Source organism: Gottfriedia acidiceleris (assembly GCF_023115465.1).
Classification (GTDB): domain Bacteria; phylum Bacillota; class Bacilli; order Bacillales; family Bacillaceae_G; genus Gottfriedia; species Gottfriedia acidiceleris_B.
The window spans coordinates 2,005,608-2,023,350 of the sequence record NZ_CP096034.1 but is presented as its reverse complement, the minus strand read 5'-3'; the positions used below and the strand labels follow the sequence as shown (position 1 = coordinate 2,023,350).

20 protein-coding genes, 1 pseudogene and 1 riboswitch are annotated in these 17,743 nt (G+C 30.7%); of the genes and pseudogenes, 5 read left to right on the top strand and 16 right to left on the bottom strand.

Going from position 1 to position 17,743, the window contains the following annotated elements:
* Positions 1-25: 25 nt before the first annotated feature.
* The 4 genes from MY490_RS09805 to MY490_RS09790 all read right to left on the bottom strand — a co-directional run bounded on the left by MY490_RS09805 (position 26) and on the right by MY490_RS09790 (position 2,269).
* The gene (locus MY490_RS09805; RefSeq protein WP_248269014.1) at positions 26-445 is read right to left on the bottom strand and encodes a hypothetical protein; all 420 of its coding nucleotides are present in this window, start codon (positions 443-445) and stop codon (positions 26-28) included.
* 111 nt (positions 446-556) lie between these two features.
* Positions 557-1,387 (bottom strand): permease prefix domain 1-containing protein, encoded by an 831-nt coding sequence (locus MY490_RS09800; protein WP_248269013.1) that lies wholly within the window; start codon positions 1,385-1,387, stop codon positions 557-559.
* The gene (locus tag MY490_RS09795) at positions 1,384-1,725 is read right to left on the bottom strand and encodes a PadR family transcriptional regulator (protein WP_248269351.1); all 342 of its coding nucleotides are present in this window, start codon (positions 1,723-1,725) and stop codon (positions 1,384-1,386) included. Before MY490_RS09795 ends, MY490_RS09800 begins: the two co-directional genes overlap by 4 nt.
* Positions 1,726-1,957: 232 nt before the next feature.
* Positions 1,958-2,269, bottom strand: a complete 312-nt coding sequence (locus MY490_RS09790) for a hypothetical protein (RefSeq protein WP_248269012.1) — start codon at positions 2,267-2,269, stop codon at positions 1,958-1,960.
* A gap of 204 nt (positions 2,270-2,473) precedes the next feature.
* Between MY490_RS09790 and MY490_RS09785 the strand changes: the two genes are divergently transcribed.
* Positions 2,474-2,953 (top strand): Imm26 family immunity protein, encoded by a 480-nt coding sequence (locus MY490_RS09785; protein ID WP_248269011.1) that lies wholly within the window; start codon positions 2,474-2,476, stop codon positions 2,951-2,953.
* A 23-nt stretch (positions 2,954-2,976) separates the two neighbouring features.
* On the opposite strand, the gene MY490_RS09780 is transcribed toward MY490_RS09785, so the two are convergent.
* The 7 genes and pseudogenes from MY490_RS09780 to MY490_RS09755 form a co-directional block, all read right to left on the bottom strand.
* Positions 2,977-3,144, bottom strand: a complete 168-nt coding sequence (locus tag MY490_RS09780; protein ID WP_248269010.1) for a hypothetical protein — start codon at positions 3,142-3,144, stop codon at positions 2,977-2,979.
* 54 nt (positions 3,145-3,198) lie between these two features.
* Positions 3,199-3,492, bottom strand: coding sequence for a hypothetical protein (locus MY490_RS09775; RefSeq protein WP_248269009.1), 294 nt, complete (start codon positions 3,490-3,492; stop codon positions 3,199-3,201).
* Between the two features lie 200 nt (positions 3,493-3,692).
* Positions 3,693-3,914 carry a DUF7668 domain-containing protein gene (locus MY490_RS22320; RefSeq protein ID WP_432707070.1) on the bottom strand — a complete coding sequence of 74 codons (222 nt, stop codon included), beginning with the start codon at positions 3,912-3,914 and terminating at the stop codon, positions 3,693-3,695.
* A gap of 391 nt (positions 3,915-4,305) precedes the next feature.
* Positions 4,306-5,892, bottom strand: a complete 1,587-nt coding sequence (locus tag MY490_RS09770; protein ID WP_248269008.1) for a recombinase family protein — start codon at positions 5,890-5,892, stop codon at positions 4,306-4,308.
* A gap of 110 nt (positions 5,893-6,002) precedes the next feature.
* Positions 6,003-7,007: pseudogene (locus tag MY490_RS09765) on the bottom strand (KamA family radical SAM protein); the annotation flags it as partial.
* A 205-nt stretch (positions 7,008-7,212) separates the two neighbouring features.
* Complete coding sequence (locus MY490_RS09760; protein ID WP_088010572.1) at positions 7,213-7,341, bottom strand: YjcZ family sporulation protein; 129 nt, start codon at positions 7,339-7,341, stop codon at positions 7,213-7,215.
* 201 nt (positions 7,342-7,542) lie between these two features.
* On the bottom strand, positions 7,543-9,114 hold the full coding sequence (locus MY490_RS09755) for an L-lactate permease (protein ID WP_248269007.1): 1,572 nt from the start codon (positions 9,112-9,114) through the stop codon (positions 7,543-7,545).
* A gap of 404 nt (positions 9,115-9,518) precedes the next feature.
* Here MY490_RS09755 and MY490_RS09750 point away from each other — a divergent pair, with 404 nt between their 5' ends.
* The gene (locus tag MY490_RS09750) at positions 9,519-10,472 is read left to right on the top strand and encodes an LCP family protein (RefSeq protein ID WP_248269006.1); all 954 of its coding nucleotides are present in this window, start codon (positions 9,519-9,521) and stop codon (positions 10,470-10,472) included.
* A gap of 81 nt (positions 10,473-10,553) precedes the next feature.
* Here the strand turns inward: MY490_RS09750 and MY490_RS09745 are convergent, their stop codons facing one another.
* From MY490_RS09745 to MY490_RS22315, 3 genes are all read right to left on the bottom strand, one after another.
* Positions 10,554-11,204: a histidine phosphatase family protein gene (locus tag MY490_RS09745; protein ID WP_248269005.1), complete on the bottom strand. Its 651-nt coding sequence runs from the start codon at positions 11,202-11,204 to the stop codon at positions 10,554-10,556.
* A 29-nt stretch (positions 11,205-11,233) separates the two neighbouring features.
* Entirely contained in the window at positions 11,234-12,589 is a 1,356-nt protein-coding gene (locus MY490_RS09740; RefSeq protein WP_248269004.1) for an NAD(P)/FAD-dependent oxidoreductase, read from the bottom strand.
* 129 nt (positions 12,590-12,718) lie between these two features.
* Positions 12,719-12,775 carry a hypothetical protein gene (locus MY490_RS22315; RefSeq protein WP_432707069.1) on the bottom strand — a complete coding sequence of 19 codons (57 nt, stop codon included), beginning with the start codon at positions 12,773-12,775 and terminating at the stop codon, positions 12,719-12,721.
* Positions 12,776-13,120: 345 nt separating this feature from the next.
* Between MY490_RS22315 and MY490_RS09735 the strand changes: the two genes are divergently transcribed.
* Complete coding sequence (locus MY490_RS09735) at positions 13,121-13,351, top strand: hypothetical protein (RefSeq protein ID WP_248269003.1); 231 nt, start codon at positions 13,121-13,123, stop codon at positions 13,349-13,351.
* A gap of 172 nt (positions 13,352-13,523) precedes the next feature.
* On the top strand, positions 13,524-13,748 hold the full coding sequence (locus tag MY490_RS09730) for a hypothetical protein (RefSeq protein ID WP_248269002.1): 225 nt from the start codon (positions 13,524-13,526) through the stop codon (positions 13,746-13,748).
* A 236-nt stretch (positions 13,749-13,984) separates the two neighbouring features.
* On the opposite strand, the gene MY490_RS09725 is transcribed toward MY490_RS09730, so the two are convergent.
* Both MY490_RS09725 and ade read right to left on the bottom strand, forming a co-directional pair.
* On the bottom strand, positions 13,985-14,212 hold the full coding sequence (locus MY490_RS09725) for a hypothetical protein (protein WP_248269001.1): 228 nt from the start codon (positions 14,210-14,212) through the stop codon (positions 13,985-13,987).
* A gap of 512 nt (positions 14,213-14,724) precedes the next feature.
* Positions 14,725-16,446 carry an adenine deaminase gene (gene ade, locus MY490_RS09720; protein ID WP_248269000.1) on the bottom strand — a complete coding sequence of 574 codons (1,722 nt, stop codon included), beginning with the start codon at positions 16,444-16,446 and terminating at the stop codon, positions 14,725-14,727.
* A 32-nt stretch (positions 16,447-16,478) separates the two neighbouring features.
* Positions 16,479-16,581: riboswitch (purine riboswitch) on the bottom strand.
* A gap of 238 nt (positions 16,582-16,819) precedes the next feature.
* On the opposite strand from ade, the gene MY490_RS09715 reads away from it, so the two are divergent.
* Positions 16,820-17,575, top strand: a complete 756-nt coding sequence (locus MY490_RS09715) for a DUF4397 domain-containing protein (RefSeq protein ID WP_248268999.1) — start codon at positions 16,820-16,822, stop codon at positions 17,573-17,575.
* Positions 17,576-17,743: the final 168 nt, after the last annotated feature.

Genomic DNA, 17,743 nt, shown 5'->3' with positions numbered 1-17,743 from the left:
AGTTATATAAGCTTATAAATATTTTTTATATTTCGTTCATTTTTTTTCTTAGTTTACTAATACCTTTTAAAACCTCTTCTCTATTTTTTGCGCTCTTGATCCAATTAGGCAATCTACTCGCTAAACTTTTATTAATGTTTGGCACACGTTCTCTTAAACTTGCACTAACATAGTTCTCTAATAAATCTAGATGCTCTTCATTGTATGCCCAAAGTGTTTTGCCACAACAATGTGTCTGTAACCACAAACTTTCTTCACCACCGATGCTACTAAAAAAGTTCGATCCAGAAACAATTCCACACTTTTGACAAGTTAACTTTAGTTTCGTTTTATCAGCCACCCAGGTTATTTTTGTGCCTTTTTTACATTGTGGACATTCTACAAGAATATGATTATAAAAATCACCAATCCATTCTCCTTTATCCCTAAACCTTGCTTTTCTCATCTAGTTACTACCTTTCTAAAACTAATAATTTGAACCTTAAACAGAAGCTTCACTTCATAGTCATTTGCTTTTTCTAATTTAACTAAAGCATGCGTTAGTTGGATAAGCACTTTATCTAATTACTATTGTTTTAAACTTTCTAAAGACAAATTGATATCTATAAACTAAATATCCTAACACATTAAACAAAGCAAACACAATGACCCAGCCAGTCTTTAATCGTTTATTATGATACGCATTGACAGTTGCCCAAATCGTAAATAGAGTCCAATAGATAACTAATCCAGCTAATAACACATAACCTGAAAAAGAACCAAAGCTTCTGTGTTCCATTTCGACATACCAATCTTTATTTGCACTTCCAGAAGGATAAAAGTCGGGAACTAACCATTCAGGAGCCCAGACGTTTTTTTTATATTGATAGTCTGGTTTCACTAAGTTCAAAGTATCCCAATCCTCTCCTTGGGTTCTTACCTTCTTTGAACTATAAATGCTAACTTTAGAAATAAAGTCCTTACTTTCTACTAATTTTGCTATTTCTTTTTTCGATTCTGGAGAAACTTTCTCCTTGTTGGCTAATTCGTCTGCTATTTGTGTAGCGATTACTGAAAGTTCGTGTGAATGTTGTTCTTCGTATTGCCAAACGAACCCAAAGATTGATAAAAATATTAAAAGAAAAGCTATGGAACAGTATAGAACCCACTTGGCAAAAGTTTTTTGTGCTTGAAACAATTGACCAACTATTGAACGCATTTCTTTTTCTCCACCAAAACGCTCAATAGCACGTTTAATAGCTTCCTGTTCGGACTTTCCCTCTGATTTTAATTCGTAAACAGCTTCTAACAAATGACTTTTCATCTCTGCTTTTAACTCTTGGATTTCCTTCCGATTTCCACCAGCATTTAGATAAACCGAATCGACAAATGCGTCAATTTGTTTCATTTTGAATCGCTCCCTTCAATAAATGAATCGATAATTCGTTTAACAAAGAACCATTCCTTACGTTTTAGTTCAAAATTCTCTTTACCTAATGCAGTAAGGCTATAATACTTTCGTCTTCCACCAGGTCCTTGTTCTTCTCCCCAGTAAGAAGAAATCCAATCATTTTTTTCTAAGCGTTTTAAAGAAAGGTAAAGAGTTCCTTCTTTTAATTCAAATTGTTCATCACTTTTTTCACGTACATACTTCGCCAACTCATATCCATACATTTCTTTCGTGTGTAAGAGTGAAAGTATGATTGTATCAATGTGACCTTTTAGAACCTCTTTGTTAATATCCAGTTTTCTCACCTCATATCCTTTATATCTTTATTACTCTGTTATACAAGGTATTCGATAATATGAAATATTATCCTTCTAATAAAAATCGACAAAGAAAAAAAGAACGATTATCTACTAAATAATCGTTCTTTAAACATTTTTCTTATTTAACTAAACTGCCATTTAGCTGCATAAGAAAAACGATCCTTCGTTATTGAAGAATCGCATCAGTTAGTTGAATAAGGAGTTTAATTTATTTAACTCTTACAAAATAGAAACCTGTCCCATTTTCTTGTGGAACAAACCCTTGTTGAGCAGAACTATTTTCGACCATGTTTTGCTCTTCTGCTGATATGAATGTGTATTTATCTCCATTAGTAACTTGTTCAGTTTTTCCTTCAGCTAACATAGCTTCACTCCAATTTTGCTCTTCTACTGATACAAATCTGTATTGGTCTCCATTAGTCTGTGCATATACCTTTGCATTTGGAAAGTCTTTTGCAAATACAATTGATAATGCTAGAACACTTACAAAGCCAATTGATAATACTAATTTTCTTTTCATAAATAAACCTCCTATTTTAATTTGGTAAGTAATTCCATCTTGTTGTTATAAAGATAGTAACACAAATAAAATAAGTAATTTGTCTAATATTGTTTAACTAATCTGCCACTTACTACAATAAAAAAAGCCGCATTTAAGCAGCTCGTGTTAAGTAACTAACGCATGCGTTAGTTCGATACAAAATATATAGGAGAATTATAGAAAATGCGAAAAGTATCTTATCCATTCTTACCAAAGTCAAATTCATTTTTAATTCCAGGACAATTCTGGGCAATTCCATTAAAAAACAACAAATTCGCATGTGGTCGTGTAATAGAAGTTTCAAAGGAAGATAAACGAGGATTTTTGGCAGGATTAATGGACTGGGTAGGTGATGAACCGCCAACTTCAGAATCAATTGCAGGAAAAAAGACTTTAATGCAAGGTGATGCTCATATAAAAACTATCCATGAAACAGGTTTTGAAGGGATGGTGCTAGGCTACCGTTCACTAGAAGAAGATGATATCGTTCCTGATATGTTTAAATCAGAAAGTGTATTTTCTGAAACCTGTAAATTAATGAAAGGCTACGAAAAAATTCGCCCAATAAACAAAGAAGAATGGGAGAAATACTCCACATTTTCAACCTGGGGTTATCTTGTTATTAAAAATTTAGCAGAGGATTTTTTCTGTAAAACACAATAAACCTTATGCAACTAACGCATGCGTTAGTTGAATAAGAAACGTATCCCCGATTGAATAATAAAAGCTAATAATGTAGTAATTACGATTCCAATAACAATGTGTTTCTTTTTCGTTTTTTTATATTTAGAGTCGATAAAATAACTTAAAACGAAAACAACAGTAAAGCATCCGAGTAGTTCAAGAATACTCATTTCCATCCCCCATTTTTGTCTACCGTTATTAAACAAAAGCATGCGTTAGTTGAATTACCTTCCAAAAATTACAATAACAACTATTAAAATATATGACCAGTTTATAAATCGCTTATATTTTCTTTTACTTTTTTCCTCTAACACATTTCCTAATAAATTTTGTTTTAATAATAATTTATTAAATAACTTAACTATTATAAAACTGACTAAAAAGATAATTAAAATAATGACTAGAGATTTATTGCCTTTCTCTAATATTCCTGTGTATCTCAAGATAATTGAGATTATCAATGTTATATTAAATGTTATGTTCATACTATGTTCTTTAAGAAATTCTCGGGTAGTCATTTTTTTATCCTCCAGATTATAATATTTAATTTAAGTATAACAACCAAGTAAGTATTAGTAATGGGGTATTTTTACCTTCTCTACATAGAATTTTAGATAATCCTTATACAACTAAACTGCCATTTACTTCAATAAAAAATGAGCCACTTCTGTGACTCATGATCTTCAACTAATGCATGCGTTAGTTGAATAACGATAAACTATAAAACGTGTAAATTTGTGATTGAAAACGATAAAACGTTATCTGATTGGTCGATTATTGCTTCACAAGACAATGTTAAGTCACTTTCCTCATTATCAATCCAAAGTTCAAATTCCATTGCATATCCTTCGCCATAATTGTACTCAATATAGTTAATATTCTCGTAAGCTAATTCAGGTGGGATTGTAAGTGTCCCCCAGTAATTTAGTTCTTCTTTAATGTCCTCGATTGTAAGTTCTTCGATTAGTTTGGAACTAATTTTTACAAAGTCTTTATTTATTAAATCAAAAACAGTTTCTTAAGTAATAACTTCAATTTTTCTTTTAAATTCATAATTCCACCACCTAATATGAATTTAATTATACAGTATCTTATTGCACTAAACTGCCATTATGTTGAATAAGATAAGCAAGTAGTCTACTGCTTAGATTTACTTTTCAATGAAAGACCTTTTTTCCTTTTACACGAAGGGCTTGTTTATCTTATTTACTAACAAATAGCTTTTTTAATAATATTTCATTCAAAATACTATTGTTTGTTTTATATTCTGCAAAGAAAAATGAGCCAACATCTAATTTAAAATAAAAAAATACCTGAGTTAACAAATGTTATCAAAGGTATTCTAATTCAATCGTAAACGGTGAGTTCCTACGTATCGGGTTATTAGGTGATAGGTTTTTCAAATCTGGTTCTAACATACGTCTATAATAAATTTTACGTATAAACCGTTTTAAGTGAGTATTTATTTCCATAGGATCTGCATTACCATTTTCAATATCATCCAACACAGATAAAACATTAGACAGCTTTTCTGTTGCTGTTGCAGTATTAGTATTTGCTAGCCTATCAGTCAATTCTTCACGTTCTGCATTAAGTAATTCAATTGTATCTGTTATTGATTCTTTCTTACTTGCTATTTCATTAACGGTAAATACTCCACTAATAGCTAATTCAATTAATTTGTTAAATTGTTTTGTTTGCTCTTCTATTTTTCCGTTTATATGAATTAATTGTTCTTCTAAATTGATTGTTAAATCAGTTGTATCATTAGTAAGTAGGCGTTCAATTTCTAGCTCTATTTCACCTCTTAACTTATCAACTTCCTCCATTACTAATTCTTCAACATAAATAACGTTTATACCCATATTGGGACATTTAGTACCATCTTCCATTAAGTACTCGCACCCTTTAATGTAATAACTTGCATTTCTATTGTTTTTACAAATAACTAGCTTTCTACCACAGTTTTGGCAATAACATAAATCTTTTAAAATCGTTACACCTGTAACAGAACTAGGTCGTTCTCTAATAATCTTTGCCGTTTCTGCCCTGGCATCTCGAATACTGTTTGCCTTTTCCCATTCTGCTACAGTAACAATTGAGGGGTGTGCATTTTCTACTTCTATTGTGTTAACGTTAACATAAACGTACTTACCATTCTGTTTAACTCGCTTACGATCATTAAACACTACCATCCCCTTATAAGCTGGATTACGAATGATACGTCTAATACTCGGTAAGTTAAACGCTTTACCTGTTGCACTTTTATATCCTTCTGCATTAAGTAAATCTCGTATACGATAACTTCCTAATCCTTCATTTTGCAGCTTAAATATGTAGCGAATAATTTCTGCACTTTTCTCATCTATTTCTAACCGTTTAGTATTCTTATTACGTTTGTAACCGTAAGGGACAGTTCCACTAACATGCATACCTTGTTTAACCATTGATAACTTATTATTTTTACTACGCGCACCAATTAAGGAGTGTTCTTGTGAAGCAATTAAACTTCCAAAACGGTACATTAATACGTCGGATTGACTATTTGCCAAATCGTAAATTCGTTCTCTTGTAATGATTGGCTTATTATAATCTACACATGTCTGCAACACTTTTTCACTAATCAGCCCATTTCTGCTTAAACGGCTTAGCTCTACTACCAATATTCCGTCATATAATTCAATATTGTTTAACATGCGTTGTAGTTGTGGACGTTCACTTAACTCTGATTTACCACCGCTTAATACTTCTTGGTACAGTTCGTATGCCCATCCACATTCCTTAGCATATTCCATTAACATGGTTCTATGGTTGAGTAATGTGTCTGCATTTTCTCCTTTCTTCTCTTGAGATATTCTTAAGTAAATGGCAACGTTGTTTATGCTGCTAGCAATATTACTTTTTTCTAAGATATTCAAAAGTTCTCCCCCCTCTTAATTATTTTATTGTGTAAGACGTTAAATCCGCACAAAATTTAGTATAAAAATAATAATACAATGAAATAAAAAGTACTGCATTAAAAAAATGCAGTAGGTACTGCATAACCAGAAGTATGCCCTCGTAACCCCTCAATAATCTCCAACCCTTTTGCAACTGGTGCTCTAAAATGACCAATTCCTTCTGATAAATCACATTGATAAATATAATATGGTCTGACTCTTATTTTTACTAAGTCATGCATTAACTTTTTCATAATTGGTACGCTGTCATTTATCCCTGTTAAAATAACTGATTGGTTCCCAACTGGAACGCCAGCATTTGCAAGCATTTCACATGCTTTTTTTGCTTCTTCGGTTACTTCAATGCTCGTATTAAAATGTGTGTTTAACCATACAGGATGGTATTTTTTTAATATTTCGCATAAGTTTTCAGTAATTCTTTGCGGAAATACTACGGGAGCTCTTGTACCAATTCTAATAATTTCCACATGATCAATTGCTCTTAAATTTTTTAAAATATATTCCAAAATATTGTCATTAATTAATAATCCGTCTCCACCTGAAATAAGTACGTCCCTTACTTCTTCATTTTCACGTATATAGGTAATCGCTTCATCTAATTGTTTTTTGGGAACTCCCATACCAATTTGACCTGAAAATCGACGTCTTGTACAGTAGCGACAATACATTGAACATTGATTTGTAACTAAAAAAAGCACGCGATCTGGATATCGATGAGTTAATCCAGGAACTGGACTATCATCATCCTCTCCTAGTGGATCTTCCGAATCATATTTTGTTTTATTTAATTCTTTACTAATTGGTACAGATTGCATTCTAATGGGACAGCGTGGATCGGTTGGATTCATTAATGAAGCATAGTATGGAGTAATATTTAATGGAATTGTTTTTGTTGATATTCTTACCCCTTCCTCTTCATCCTTTGTTAAATCAATCACTTGTTTCAAGTCATCCAATGTTCTGACTGTATTCGTTAATTGCCATAACCAATCGTTCCATTGTTCATCCGTTACATCTTTCCATAGAGGAATATCTTTCCAATGTCTTTGAGGTTTATAAAGCTGATTTTTCATTTATGGTCCTCCTTGTTTATTAGGACAATTTAAATTTACTAGATTAAGTAAAAGTTTCTAGTTATATACCTACTTCTTTATATGCACTTATTAAAAAGTTGGTGAAAAGAGTAAGACTTAAAAAAACAGTATGAATTCTGTGTAAAATGAAATAAACCGACTAACTAATCGTTAGTCGGTATCTGTGGCTGACGCTCAATAGTTTTTAGCAAGTTACAAAAGATGCACCGATGATAATTAATAAAATAAACAATACAACGATTAACGCAAATCCTCCGCCGCATCCCCAGCCACAACCGTAGCCTCCGCCGTAGTAAGGTGAATAACCCTTCATATAGATTGCCTCCTTCACTTAACTTTTAGAAATCACAATAAAGTATATGTAAGGTTCACAATCCTTGTTACATAGGCATTTGACTATATTTCGTTCAGCATTATTAAACTTATAGGTTTATGAATGAGTAATCAATTTTTATAAAATCAACTTTAAGAAATAAAAAAGTCTTGAGAAAAATTATCTCAAGACTCTAAAAGCTTAATAAATAAATGATAATATATATGTCCAAATACAAACAAATGCTAGTAATCCAAAACTATATTTTAAAGTCATTTTTGTTAATTTTGATTCATTACCTGTTTCGCCTACTGCAGCTGTTGCGATTGCGATTGACTGAGGTGAAACTAGTTTTGCTATTACCCCACCTGCAGTATTTGCTGAGACTAATAAGGAAGGATTTGTACCTAAAATATTACCTGCTGAAACTTGAATTGGAGCGAATAAAGTATTGTTATTTACGACAGAACCAGTCATAAATACCCCAATCCATCCTAAAATTGGAGATAAGAATGGAAATGCATCTCCAGTGTGTGCAACTGCTTGACTTAAAGCACTTGTTAATCCTCCGTATGTCATCAATTTCGCGATACTAATAATTGCACAAATCATGATGATCGGTATCCAAAATTCTGAGATTGTTTTTTTTAGTAGAGCAAAACCTTTTCTTACATTTATTGATTTAGAGGAGAAAATAGTGACTATCCCTGCTAATAGTATTGCAGTACCTGTTGCTCCGATTAGATCAATGCTGACATTTATTGAAGAACCTGGAACAACAAATTTTATTACAGTAGAAGCTAATGCACCTCCAACAGCGAATAAACCTTTAAATGATTTTAAGCTCCAAATTAATACGAAAATTGTAAGTAAATAAAATGGTGACCATGCTTTAATCACATCAGCCATTGAATAAGATTCAGTTTTAAACTCTTTCTCATTTAGTAAGAAAATATTTTTAGGTTGCCATTTTTTAAGAAATAATGCTAAAACACCCATTGTTAATAATGAAGGAATAATATCTGCTAACTCTGGACCTAAAAAGATTGTCATAATTGCTTGAGAGACTGTATAAGTAACAGACGTTACTAAAATTGCAGGTAAAATTTCTTTAATTCCTTTAAATCCATCGATTAACCAAATCAACAGAAATGGAATCGTAAAATTAATAATCGGTAATGTTAGTGCAGTCATGATTGAAACTTTCATTGAAGTTACACCATGTAATCCAAATGTATCAATAATTCCCACTGGTATTCCAATTGCTCCAAACGCACCAGATGCACCATTCGCAATTAAACATAACATAGCTGCTTGTAATGGTTTAAAACCGACTGAAACTAATAATACCGCACAAATAGCAATCGGTACTCCAAAACCTGCTGCCCCTTCAAGAAAAGCATTAAAACAAAAACCAATCAATAAAAACTGAATCCGTTGATCACTCGAAATACCCACTATACTGCTACGTAAAATATCAAACTTCCCAGATTCTACTGTAATTTTGTATAACCACACAGCCATAACAATGATATAACCAATTGGCCATAATCCCTGTATGGTTCCTTGGGTAATACTTCCGATTGATTCACCAATTGGTAATTTAAAGATCGTTAGTACGATTATAATCGTAATTCCAAGGTTTAATAACGCTGCATAAATACCTTTCATTTTTAATACTGTTAAGCATAAAAGAAATAAAAGAATCGGTACAGCCGCTACTAGTGCAGAAATTGCAAGATTATCAAATGGATTAAAACTATTTACTAACATTTGATTTACTCCTTTGTTTAGGTTCTTAGATTTTACATTAAAAATCTAGCATTCAACCTATTATTTGGTAAATAATTTCACAAACATAATTATTTTTAATATTGCCATTTGAAATGATTAATATTATTTCAAATGAACTACTCATAATGTGAAAAACTTCACATACAGTTACAAAAAAATAAAGCATTTTGCTAATTTCTTTATTCCAAATTGTGGATTATTTAACAAACTATATTTTATATTAAGAACTATTTCATAACAATCAACTATTATTTCCATTTATGGGAAAATACGGTATATCTCTTTTTTCTTTTTTTTGTTATGTATTTTCAAAATAATAGAGGGGAAATATAAACTAAAATACATAAATAGACTAATTAACAAATAGAAGGAGTAATAGATTCATGTCAAAGTTCTTCCGAATATGCCTTCTTTCTTTTCTTGTTTTCCTTTTGACCAGTTGTCAAATTAAACCATCAAATCATGGCCAAAGCCAATTAAATCCAATAAGCGAGCAAAAAATGAGCTTTAAAAATAAACTTTTAAAAAACTCATTATTTTTCCTTGTTATAGGAGTTGATTCTCGGGGTGAAAAAAACTCACGTTCAGATAGTATTGCAGTAGTTCAATATAATGTTGAAGACCGGACTTTAAAAGTTGCATCAATATTAAGGGATTCATACGTTAAAATTAAAGGATATAAGTATGGTTACGGAAAAATTAATCAGGCCTATTATATAGGTGGAGAAAAACTATTAAAAGAAACAATTTATAATAATCTCGGTATTCCAATTGACCATACGGTTATTATCGATTTTAAAGGTTTTGTTGGGATTGTAGATACACTTGTTCCAGAAGGTATAACAGTAAATGTTAGTCAATCAATCATTAATGATATGAACTTAAAAATAAAACCTGGAAAAAATAAACTACATGGTGAACAGCTCTTAAAATACGTACGTTTTAGACATGATCATGATAATGATTTTGGCAGAGTTCAAAGACAGCAAGAAGTATTGTTAAAAGTCGTAAGTGCCGTTAAAGAAAAGTTAAATACGTTTGGTGGAATCGCTAGAGTACCTCTTTTATTAGACGAAACAACAAAATATGTTTCAACTGACTTAAAATTAGATGAAATACTTTCGCTTGTTTCCATTGCCTTTTCTCAGCCAATTGAAAAAATTGATCGCTTAAGTATTCCTGTAAATGCTGGCTTTACAAACGAAACTGTTGAACATTCAGGGGCAGTACTAAAATTAAACTTTTCTAAGAACAGACAAACCATTAAGCAATTTTTTAAAGCACCTGCACCAGTAATAAATAGTAAAAATAGTAATAAAAAGTTGAAAAATAAATGATATATTTAACTTTACAAAAAAAGAGAAGGTTGTAATCCTTCTCTTTTTTGTTTATTTTATCTTATTCTGATTTTTGCATTTTCATTGATTAAAAGAAATAACTTTATAAGTATCAGATGAGTATTCCAAGATTGTGATACTAGCGTTTTTTATTTCTAATTCGATATTAAATTCCTCTGAAAACTTTTTTACTATATTACGAATCGTATTTCCATGAGTGACAATTAATACATTCTCATCATTTTTATTATTTTCATTAATTAGTTCATTTAGCCCTTTTTCAATTCGATTCCAAAGCTCGGAGTAGTTCTCGGCATGATGGTATGGATCAGACTCTTTAATAAAATTTGTAATATCCTCTAAAGATCGATTCCTTAATAGTTCCCTAAAGGAAGAATAGCCATGATCATTTGCAACTTTACCTAAAGCAACTGCTGAGAATTCTCCTTCAAAACTACCAAAAAAGGATTCTCGGAAGGCTTTTGATTTTCTAATTACAGGAATTTCATAACTGTTTTGCTGTAAAATTAGTTCTGCCGTTTCAACAGTTCTACCAGAATCGCTAGTATATACACGGTCAAACTGGATATCTGATAATCTATTTCCACATTCAATGGCTACTAGTTTTCCTTCTTCTGTTAATGGACTGTCTGCCCATCCTTGCATTCTTTTATAACGATTTAAATAAGTTTCACCATGTCTAATTAAATATAAATGAATTTTATTTTTCATCTAATCACCCACAATGTGAATTTTAAAATCTAGTTAATACAATATTGATCCTTATTTGCCAAAACCTTACCTAAATAAATCCCACTAGCCGCTGCTTGAGATAACGAGTGGGTAACTCCGGAGCAATCTCCAATTACAAATAATCCTTCTATACTCGTTTGAAAGTTTGAATTGGTTTCTATAATCGGTGAATAAAACTTTCCATCCATTCCATAAAGAAGTGTATCCTCATCAATTGTCTCTCCTATAAATTCTTCCAATTGATTCAAAAATCCTTGTAAAATATTCAAATATAAATTCGGAACTTCATTTTTAAGGTCACCGCAATCGGCATCTAATGTTGGCTTTATACTGTTTTTTTCCATTTTCACATTAGTTGTAGGCTCACCTTTTAGTAAATCACCTAATCGTTGAACGACGATACGATCTAAGCCATTATTTATTTCCCCTATAATTTTATTGGCATAAAGATTTGCTTCTTTCAGTGATGTAAAATATTTAGGTGTGAATAAAGTAAAATTTAAATTAGTTGTTCCTGTTTCTTTTTCCTTAAAATTTTGTCCATCAGGCATAACTAATCCTTCTTGAAACTTTCGAACGATTCTTCCTTTTGGATTCATACAATATGTAGTTGAAATCAATTCATCATATTCAAAAGCGAGTTTCGTTTCGAATGTATCTTGTAAAATTGAACGAAGCTGTTGTTCTTTCATTTCAACTCTAATCCCTAAATCTAAACGAGTTCTACCTTGTTTAACTCCAAGGAAAGCACACTGTTCATTTAACCATTCTGTTCCTGATCTACCAGTTGCAAATACTACGTTTTTAGATTCAAATTTTCCTAAGTTAGTATCCAAATAGAATCGATGGTTCTCCTTTTTAATATCTCTAACATCAACTTCAAAACGAATATCAATCCTACTAGTTAGCTCATGATATAGTCGTTCGAAAATTTCAGTTGAAAGACGCGTACCAAGATGTCTAACTTCAGTCGTTATCATATGTAAATTGCAATCCTCGGCTTTTTTAGCCAAAATTTCATTTACAGTCGAATATTTTTGTACAGAATCTCCTCCAAAAAGGCATAATAAATCGTCAACCTCTTTCATTAATTGTTCAAGATTTTCTCTGCCTACCTTTTGAGCTAATTCTCCTCCAAAATTACTTGAATAGTTAAATTTCCCTTCTGATTTACCGAGTCCTGCAAAGCCATAATATTTTCCACAAACATCGCAATTACATATTCCGCCTTTGTCTATAGCACAGGCCCTTTCCTCTAAAGACCTTCCTTTTTCAAGAATTAATACTTTTTGATTTGATTGTAATAATGTATATGCTAAAAAAATGCTACTTACACCTGAACCGATAATTGTAATATCATACATCTTTTTTCACCTTCTTGATTTTTTCTCTTAATCTAATTGTACAATAGTTACTATACTTTAAGTGAAATCCCTAAATATTATTTGACAGAAATTATCTGAAAAAAAAAAACACGCCTTAACTAGCGTGTTCTAAGAATTTTTATTCTTATCCTTATCTTTAAACTCTAAAATGGCGATCACAAACATACCAAAGCTAATCATCAGTGATAAAACTTCGAAAGTAATTATACTAACCGCCTCCTTACTTTTAAGCCTTCCCGGAACCAAGTTTGTCCTATACATTCAATTATCGTTTATTTTTAAATTTTGAAACCTCTCTTCAAAAAGGGTAATATTACAGAAACTATGAAATTGTGACAAAGAATTCCAGCAGTTTCATATTGGCTAATCTCAATAAGTAATGACCGAAAGCAACATTCATCCGATCATAGGATCATGATTCATTATATTGTCACCCCAATTTTTCCCATATTTTTTTAGGACTATTTTTTGTTAAAAATAGGAACAATATCACCGACAGGAGGAATATAAATGGAGCATTTCGAAGCATTTTTGAATAGTAAGAATTGGATTGATAATGATTTAGATGCAAGGTATATAAACATAAACCACCCCTATGCAATTTTAATTTCTGGAGATGAAGGACAAATTACTTTAAGAGGGAACACCGGTATTGATAACGGTCAAAACGGAGAAGAAATTTTCTCCTTTACATCATTAAAAGAGCTACAAGAGTGGTTTGAAGATAATATTGGGGAATGAATTAGTTGTATATAATAAATAATCCGACTCATGCCAAAATTTAAAATGATTGGCTGAGTTTTTTTATTTTAATGCATGTAAAATGCCTAAAAAAATTCAAAATTAAAAAAGCAGTATGTATAAAGGATATTGAAGCCTTTGCAACGAATAATTTTCTTTGGAGGTGTTTGATATGAGCAGTAAAAATAATGAATTGAATTGTAATAAAGAAGATTTGTATCTTGAGGTAATCAACGAAATGAAAGGAATACAAATTCATTTATTAGAAGAGATCACTCGGTTAAACAGCGAAGTTAATTTTCTGATATCAGTTGTTCTACCAAATATAGATAGGGATAATTTAAATAACGATCAATTGGCTATGTTCGGAGAAATCGTATTAAATAAAAGAAGTTAAAAAATTATTTAGTATTACATAAAATTCTATCAAATAAAAAAATGATAAGCTCTGAAGCAATCAAATTATGTTTCGTACATTTCTTTTCTTTTACCTCTTATAATTTTTACCACTTTAGATAAATTATTAGATGGATGAACCTGAATCCATAGGTATAAAAACATTTAAAGTAATGAAAATAATTTCAATGTACATATTTCTGTATTTAATTTACAAAATTCCAAACAATTAACGTTTTACTCCTCAATCTTTTTAGAAAAAACTTTACCGTTATTCAATTGACACCAGTCCAAATCTGTATTGTCACTGTATTTTGAGTTAAATTCATCTATCGAAAGGAAAACTTCAATATTACCTTTTTCAAGCTCTAAAAGAAGCGTATATGGAGTTAAACCGTAAACATTAGAAACAGCAATTAATTCACCTATATGTATTTTTTCTGAAAAATCAATTTTATCTTCCATTTCAATCTCTCCCTACCCTTTAGAATTGATCGTCATAAATATTTTACTGCCTTAATATAAGTATATCCTTAAAATTTTGTGTATTTTAATTTAAATTAACCATCAATACGAGAACAATCTTCAATTTGAAAAATGAATTCAATATAGTTAAATGACTCAAGTATTTTTCTTGAGTCATTTTATTGTTTGCTTTACTTACTGAAATAATTTATTAATAGTATTATTTTTTATTTGTTTTTACTTTGTGATTTATACCATAAGTTTGATGAATTATTATATTGGTATTCTTTTTTAAGAAAGAAAACAAAAATTTTATGAGGTATTAAAATGAATCAACCATTTAATGAGTTCTCTAAAATTAATGAGATTGTTTAAAGGTCACATCTGACAATCAATATACTCCCCTATAAAAAATTCATTTTCCTTCGTTAAATACAAGTTTTTACCTTTCGCCTATATTTATTTAACAAAAAAAGACACCTGTATTAGGAGTCTTCATTTCATTATATTGATCAACTCGGAAAAACTGGAATAAATTTAAATTCATTTACATTAAATAAACCTTTAGTAGTTAGTTTTATACTCGGAATAACAGGCAGCGCTAGAAATGCTAATGTTAAAAAAGCGTTAAATGAATTGTTTGGTCTAATTTGAAGTAATGATTTTTCAATTTGATGTAAACCTACTTCTACTTCTTCAGCAGATTTATTACTCATTAAACCGCCTATCGGTAAGGATAATTTGGCAATTACTTTTCCAGATGATACGACGACTATTCCACCGTTCATTTCTTCAATTGTTTTAATGGCAAGGTACATATCATGATCATTCATACCAGCAACGATTAATTGGTGTGAATCATGAGCAATGGTTGTAGCGATTGCTCCGTCAATTAAATTTAAACCTTTAACAATTCCTAGACCAATCTCTTTTTCAGAATGGTAGCGATCTATTACTGCTATTTTACATAAGTTTTCGGCGACACTTGGAATAAAATGAGTAGTGTATTCACTTGATAATTTTTCTTTTAAATGGTTTGTTACTATACTATTCGGATTAATTTCTATTATATTTGCTAGCGTTTTAGAGTCTGTTTTTAATTCAAGATCTTCAATTTTTAGATCTCCTAAGCTTACTTTTGAATCAATTAAATTTGACTCTTCATTTTTAATAAGTTTACTAATTTCTTTGTTTTTAACGATAAACTCATTTTTACACCAAACGTCCGTAATTTCTACTAATTCTAAATCGTTTAAAAAAACAAAGCTTGCTTCATACCCTGGAGCAATTGCACCTTTTTGTTTTAAACCATAGCATGTTGCTGGGTTTAATGTTGCCATTGAATAGGCAGTCACTGGGTCAATTCCATATTTGATTGCTGTTCGAATACAAAAATCAATCGAACCTTCTTTCATGATATCGTCTAAATGTTTATCATCTGTGCAATACATAATTCGCTGTGCATTTCGATCATTTACTGCAGGTAATAAATCCTTTAGATTTCTTGCAGCGGACCCTTCTCTAAATGCAACATATAACCCTGCTCTCAGTCTTTCCATTACTTCCTGAACATTTGTACATTCATGATCAGTTGAAATACCTGCATACGAATATGTGTTTATTTCATTTTTGGTTAATCCAGCTAAATGACCATCGATCGGCTTTTGATAAGCGTGAGCTAATTTTAATTTATCAATCATTTGTTTTTCCATCGACATAACTGCAGGATAATCCATTACTTCAGCTAATCCAAGTACTCTTGGATGTGTCATAAAAGGCTCTAGATGTTCTGCATAAAGTATGGCTCCCCCACGCTCTAAAGAAGTTGCAGGTACACATGACGGTAACATAACTCTTACGTCTAACGGAATATTTTCTGAAGCGTCTAACATCATTTTAATTCCATCCACTCCAGAAACATTTGCTATTTCATGTGGATCGCAAATAACAGTTGTTACTCCATGTGGTAGTACAGTTCTCGCATATTCACTAGGTAAAACCATTGATGATTCAATATGAACGTGGGAATCAATAAAGCCAGGTGATATATATTTTCCTTCAGCATCTATTACTACATTAGCTTCATAATCACCTATTCCAACTATTATTCCATTTGTAATTGCAATTGAATCTTCTATTATTTCTTTCGAAAAAACATTTATTATTTTCCCATTTATAATTAAAAAATCAGCCTTTTCAGCTTTTGTTGACGATTTCATTTCATGTAAGTTCATGTTTGTTTCCTCCTAAATATTTAGGAGAGAATATGCTATGTCATATCTCTCGTAGTCAAACTATATCGGCAGCTTGGTAGATACTTTTGGACCGGTTATTTCCAAAATTATACGAGCGTATTAAGAATCTCTTTATTTTTATTGACTCAGACTAGAAAAACAAGTTTACTGAATCATTTAATTTAAAGTGAATGAACTTAATTAGCTACTATTTAATTGTAAAAAACTATATTGATAGTATTCTATTAAATTTTGACTCTAAAAAGCAATAACTATTTTAATGGTTTTAAATATAAAATAATTCATAATATTCTTGTTAATGAATACTATTTTAAATGGGATTGTAGGATGGTAATCATAGGAGGTATGTAGTTTGAACAAAGTCGTACAAAAAAATCGAATAAACCCAAATATTTTTAATCATTTTTCATCCTATTCAAAAAAAGAAAACAATTTGTTCCAAGTTAATTATATTCAATTTGATTCGTTCCAAAGGCTAATAAATAATAAATCACCCATAAGTTATAAACAGGACAAAATAATAAAAAAAAATTTAGCTTTTATAAGACTCCTTAATGTTTTACCTAAAAAAATAAGCTTAGACATTTATATTAATCGTACTAAATTTATTTCGAATTTAACTTTTAAAGAATCATCTCACTATTTAACTTTACCATCAGGGGAACACTTAGTTGAAATTTTTAAAACGAATGATCAAAAACCAATTCATTCAGAACAAATATCTTTACTCGCAGAACAAAATTATACGATGGCTATTGGACATAAATTAGACCAAATCTCCCTGTTTTCATATATGGATAATCATTCCTTGCATAAAGAAGAAGCTAAAATTCGTTTTATTAATCTATCTCCTAATTCTCCAAATCTAGATTTTGCAGTAAAGGCTGGTGAAGGCGACGTTGTTTTCCCAAATGTCCCATACGCAAAAGCCTCCGAATATCTGCCTATATCCCCTATGACGGTTAATTTGGAAATACGATTAACAGGTACGAAAACGATCATATTTCCTCTTTATAAATCAAAGTTTGAAGAAAATATAGTATATGATTTAATTTCAGTAGGGTGTGTTGAAGAGAACCCCAAATTTGAAGTTATTATATTATTTTAGAATTATTATTACCGATAAGGAATTAACGGCAGGAGATAGGTAGCCCTTTTATTTTAAATTGTTGATAAAAAACAGGATTGTCAAAATTAGACAATCCTGTTTAACGATTCATGCTCCAGTTCATATATGTTATAGTCCCTTTTGTTATATTTTGTATAGACAATATAC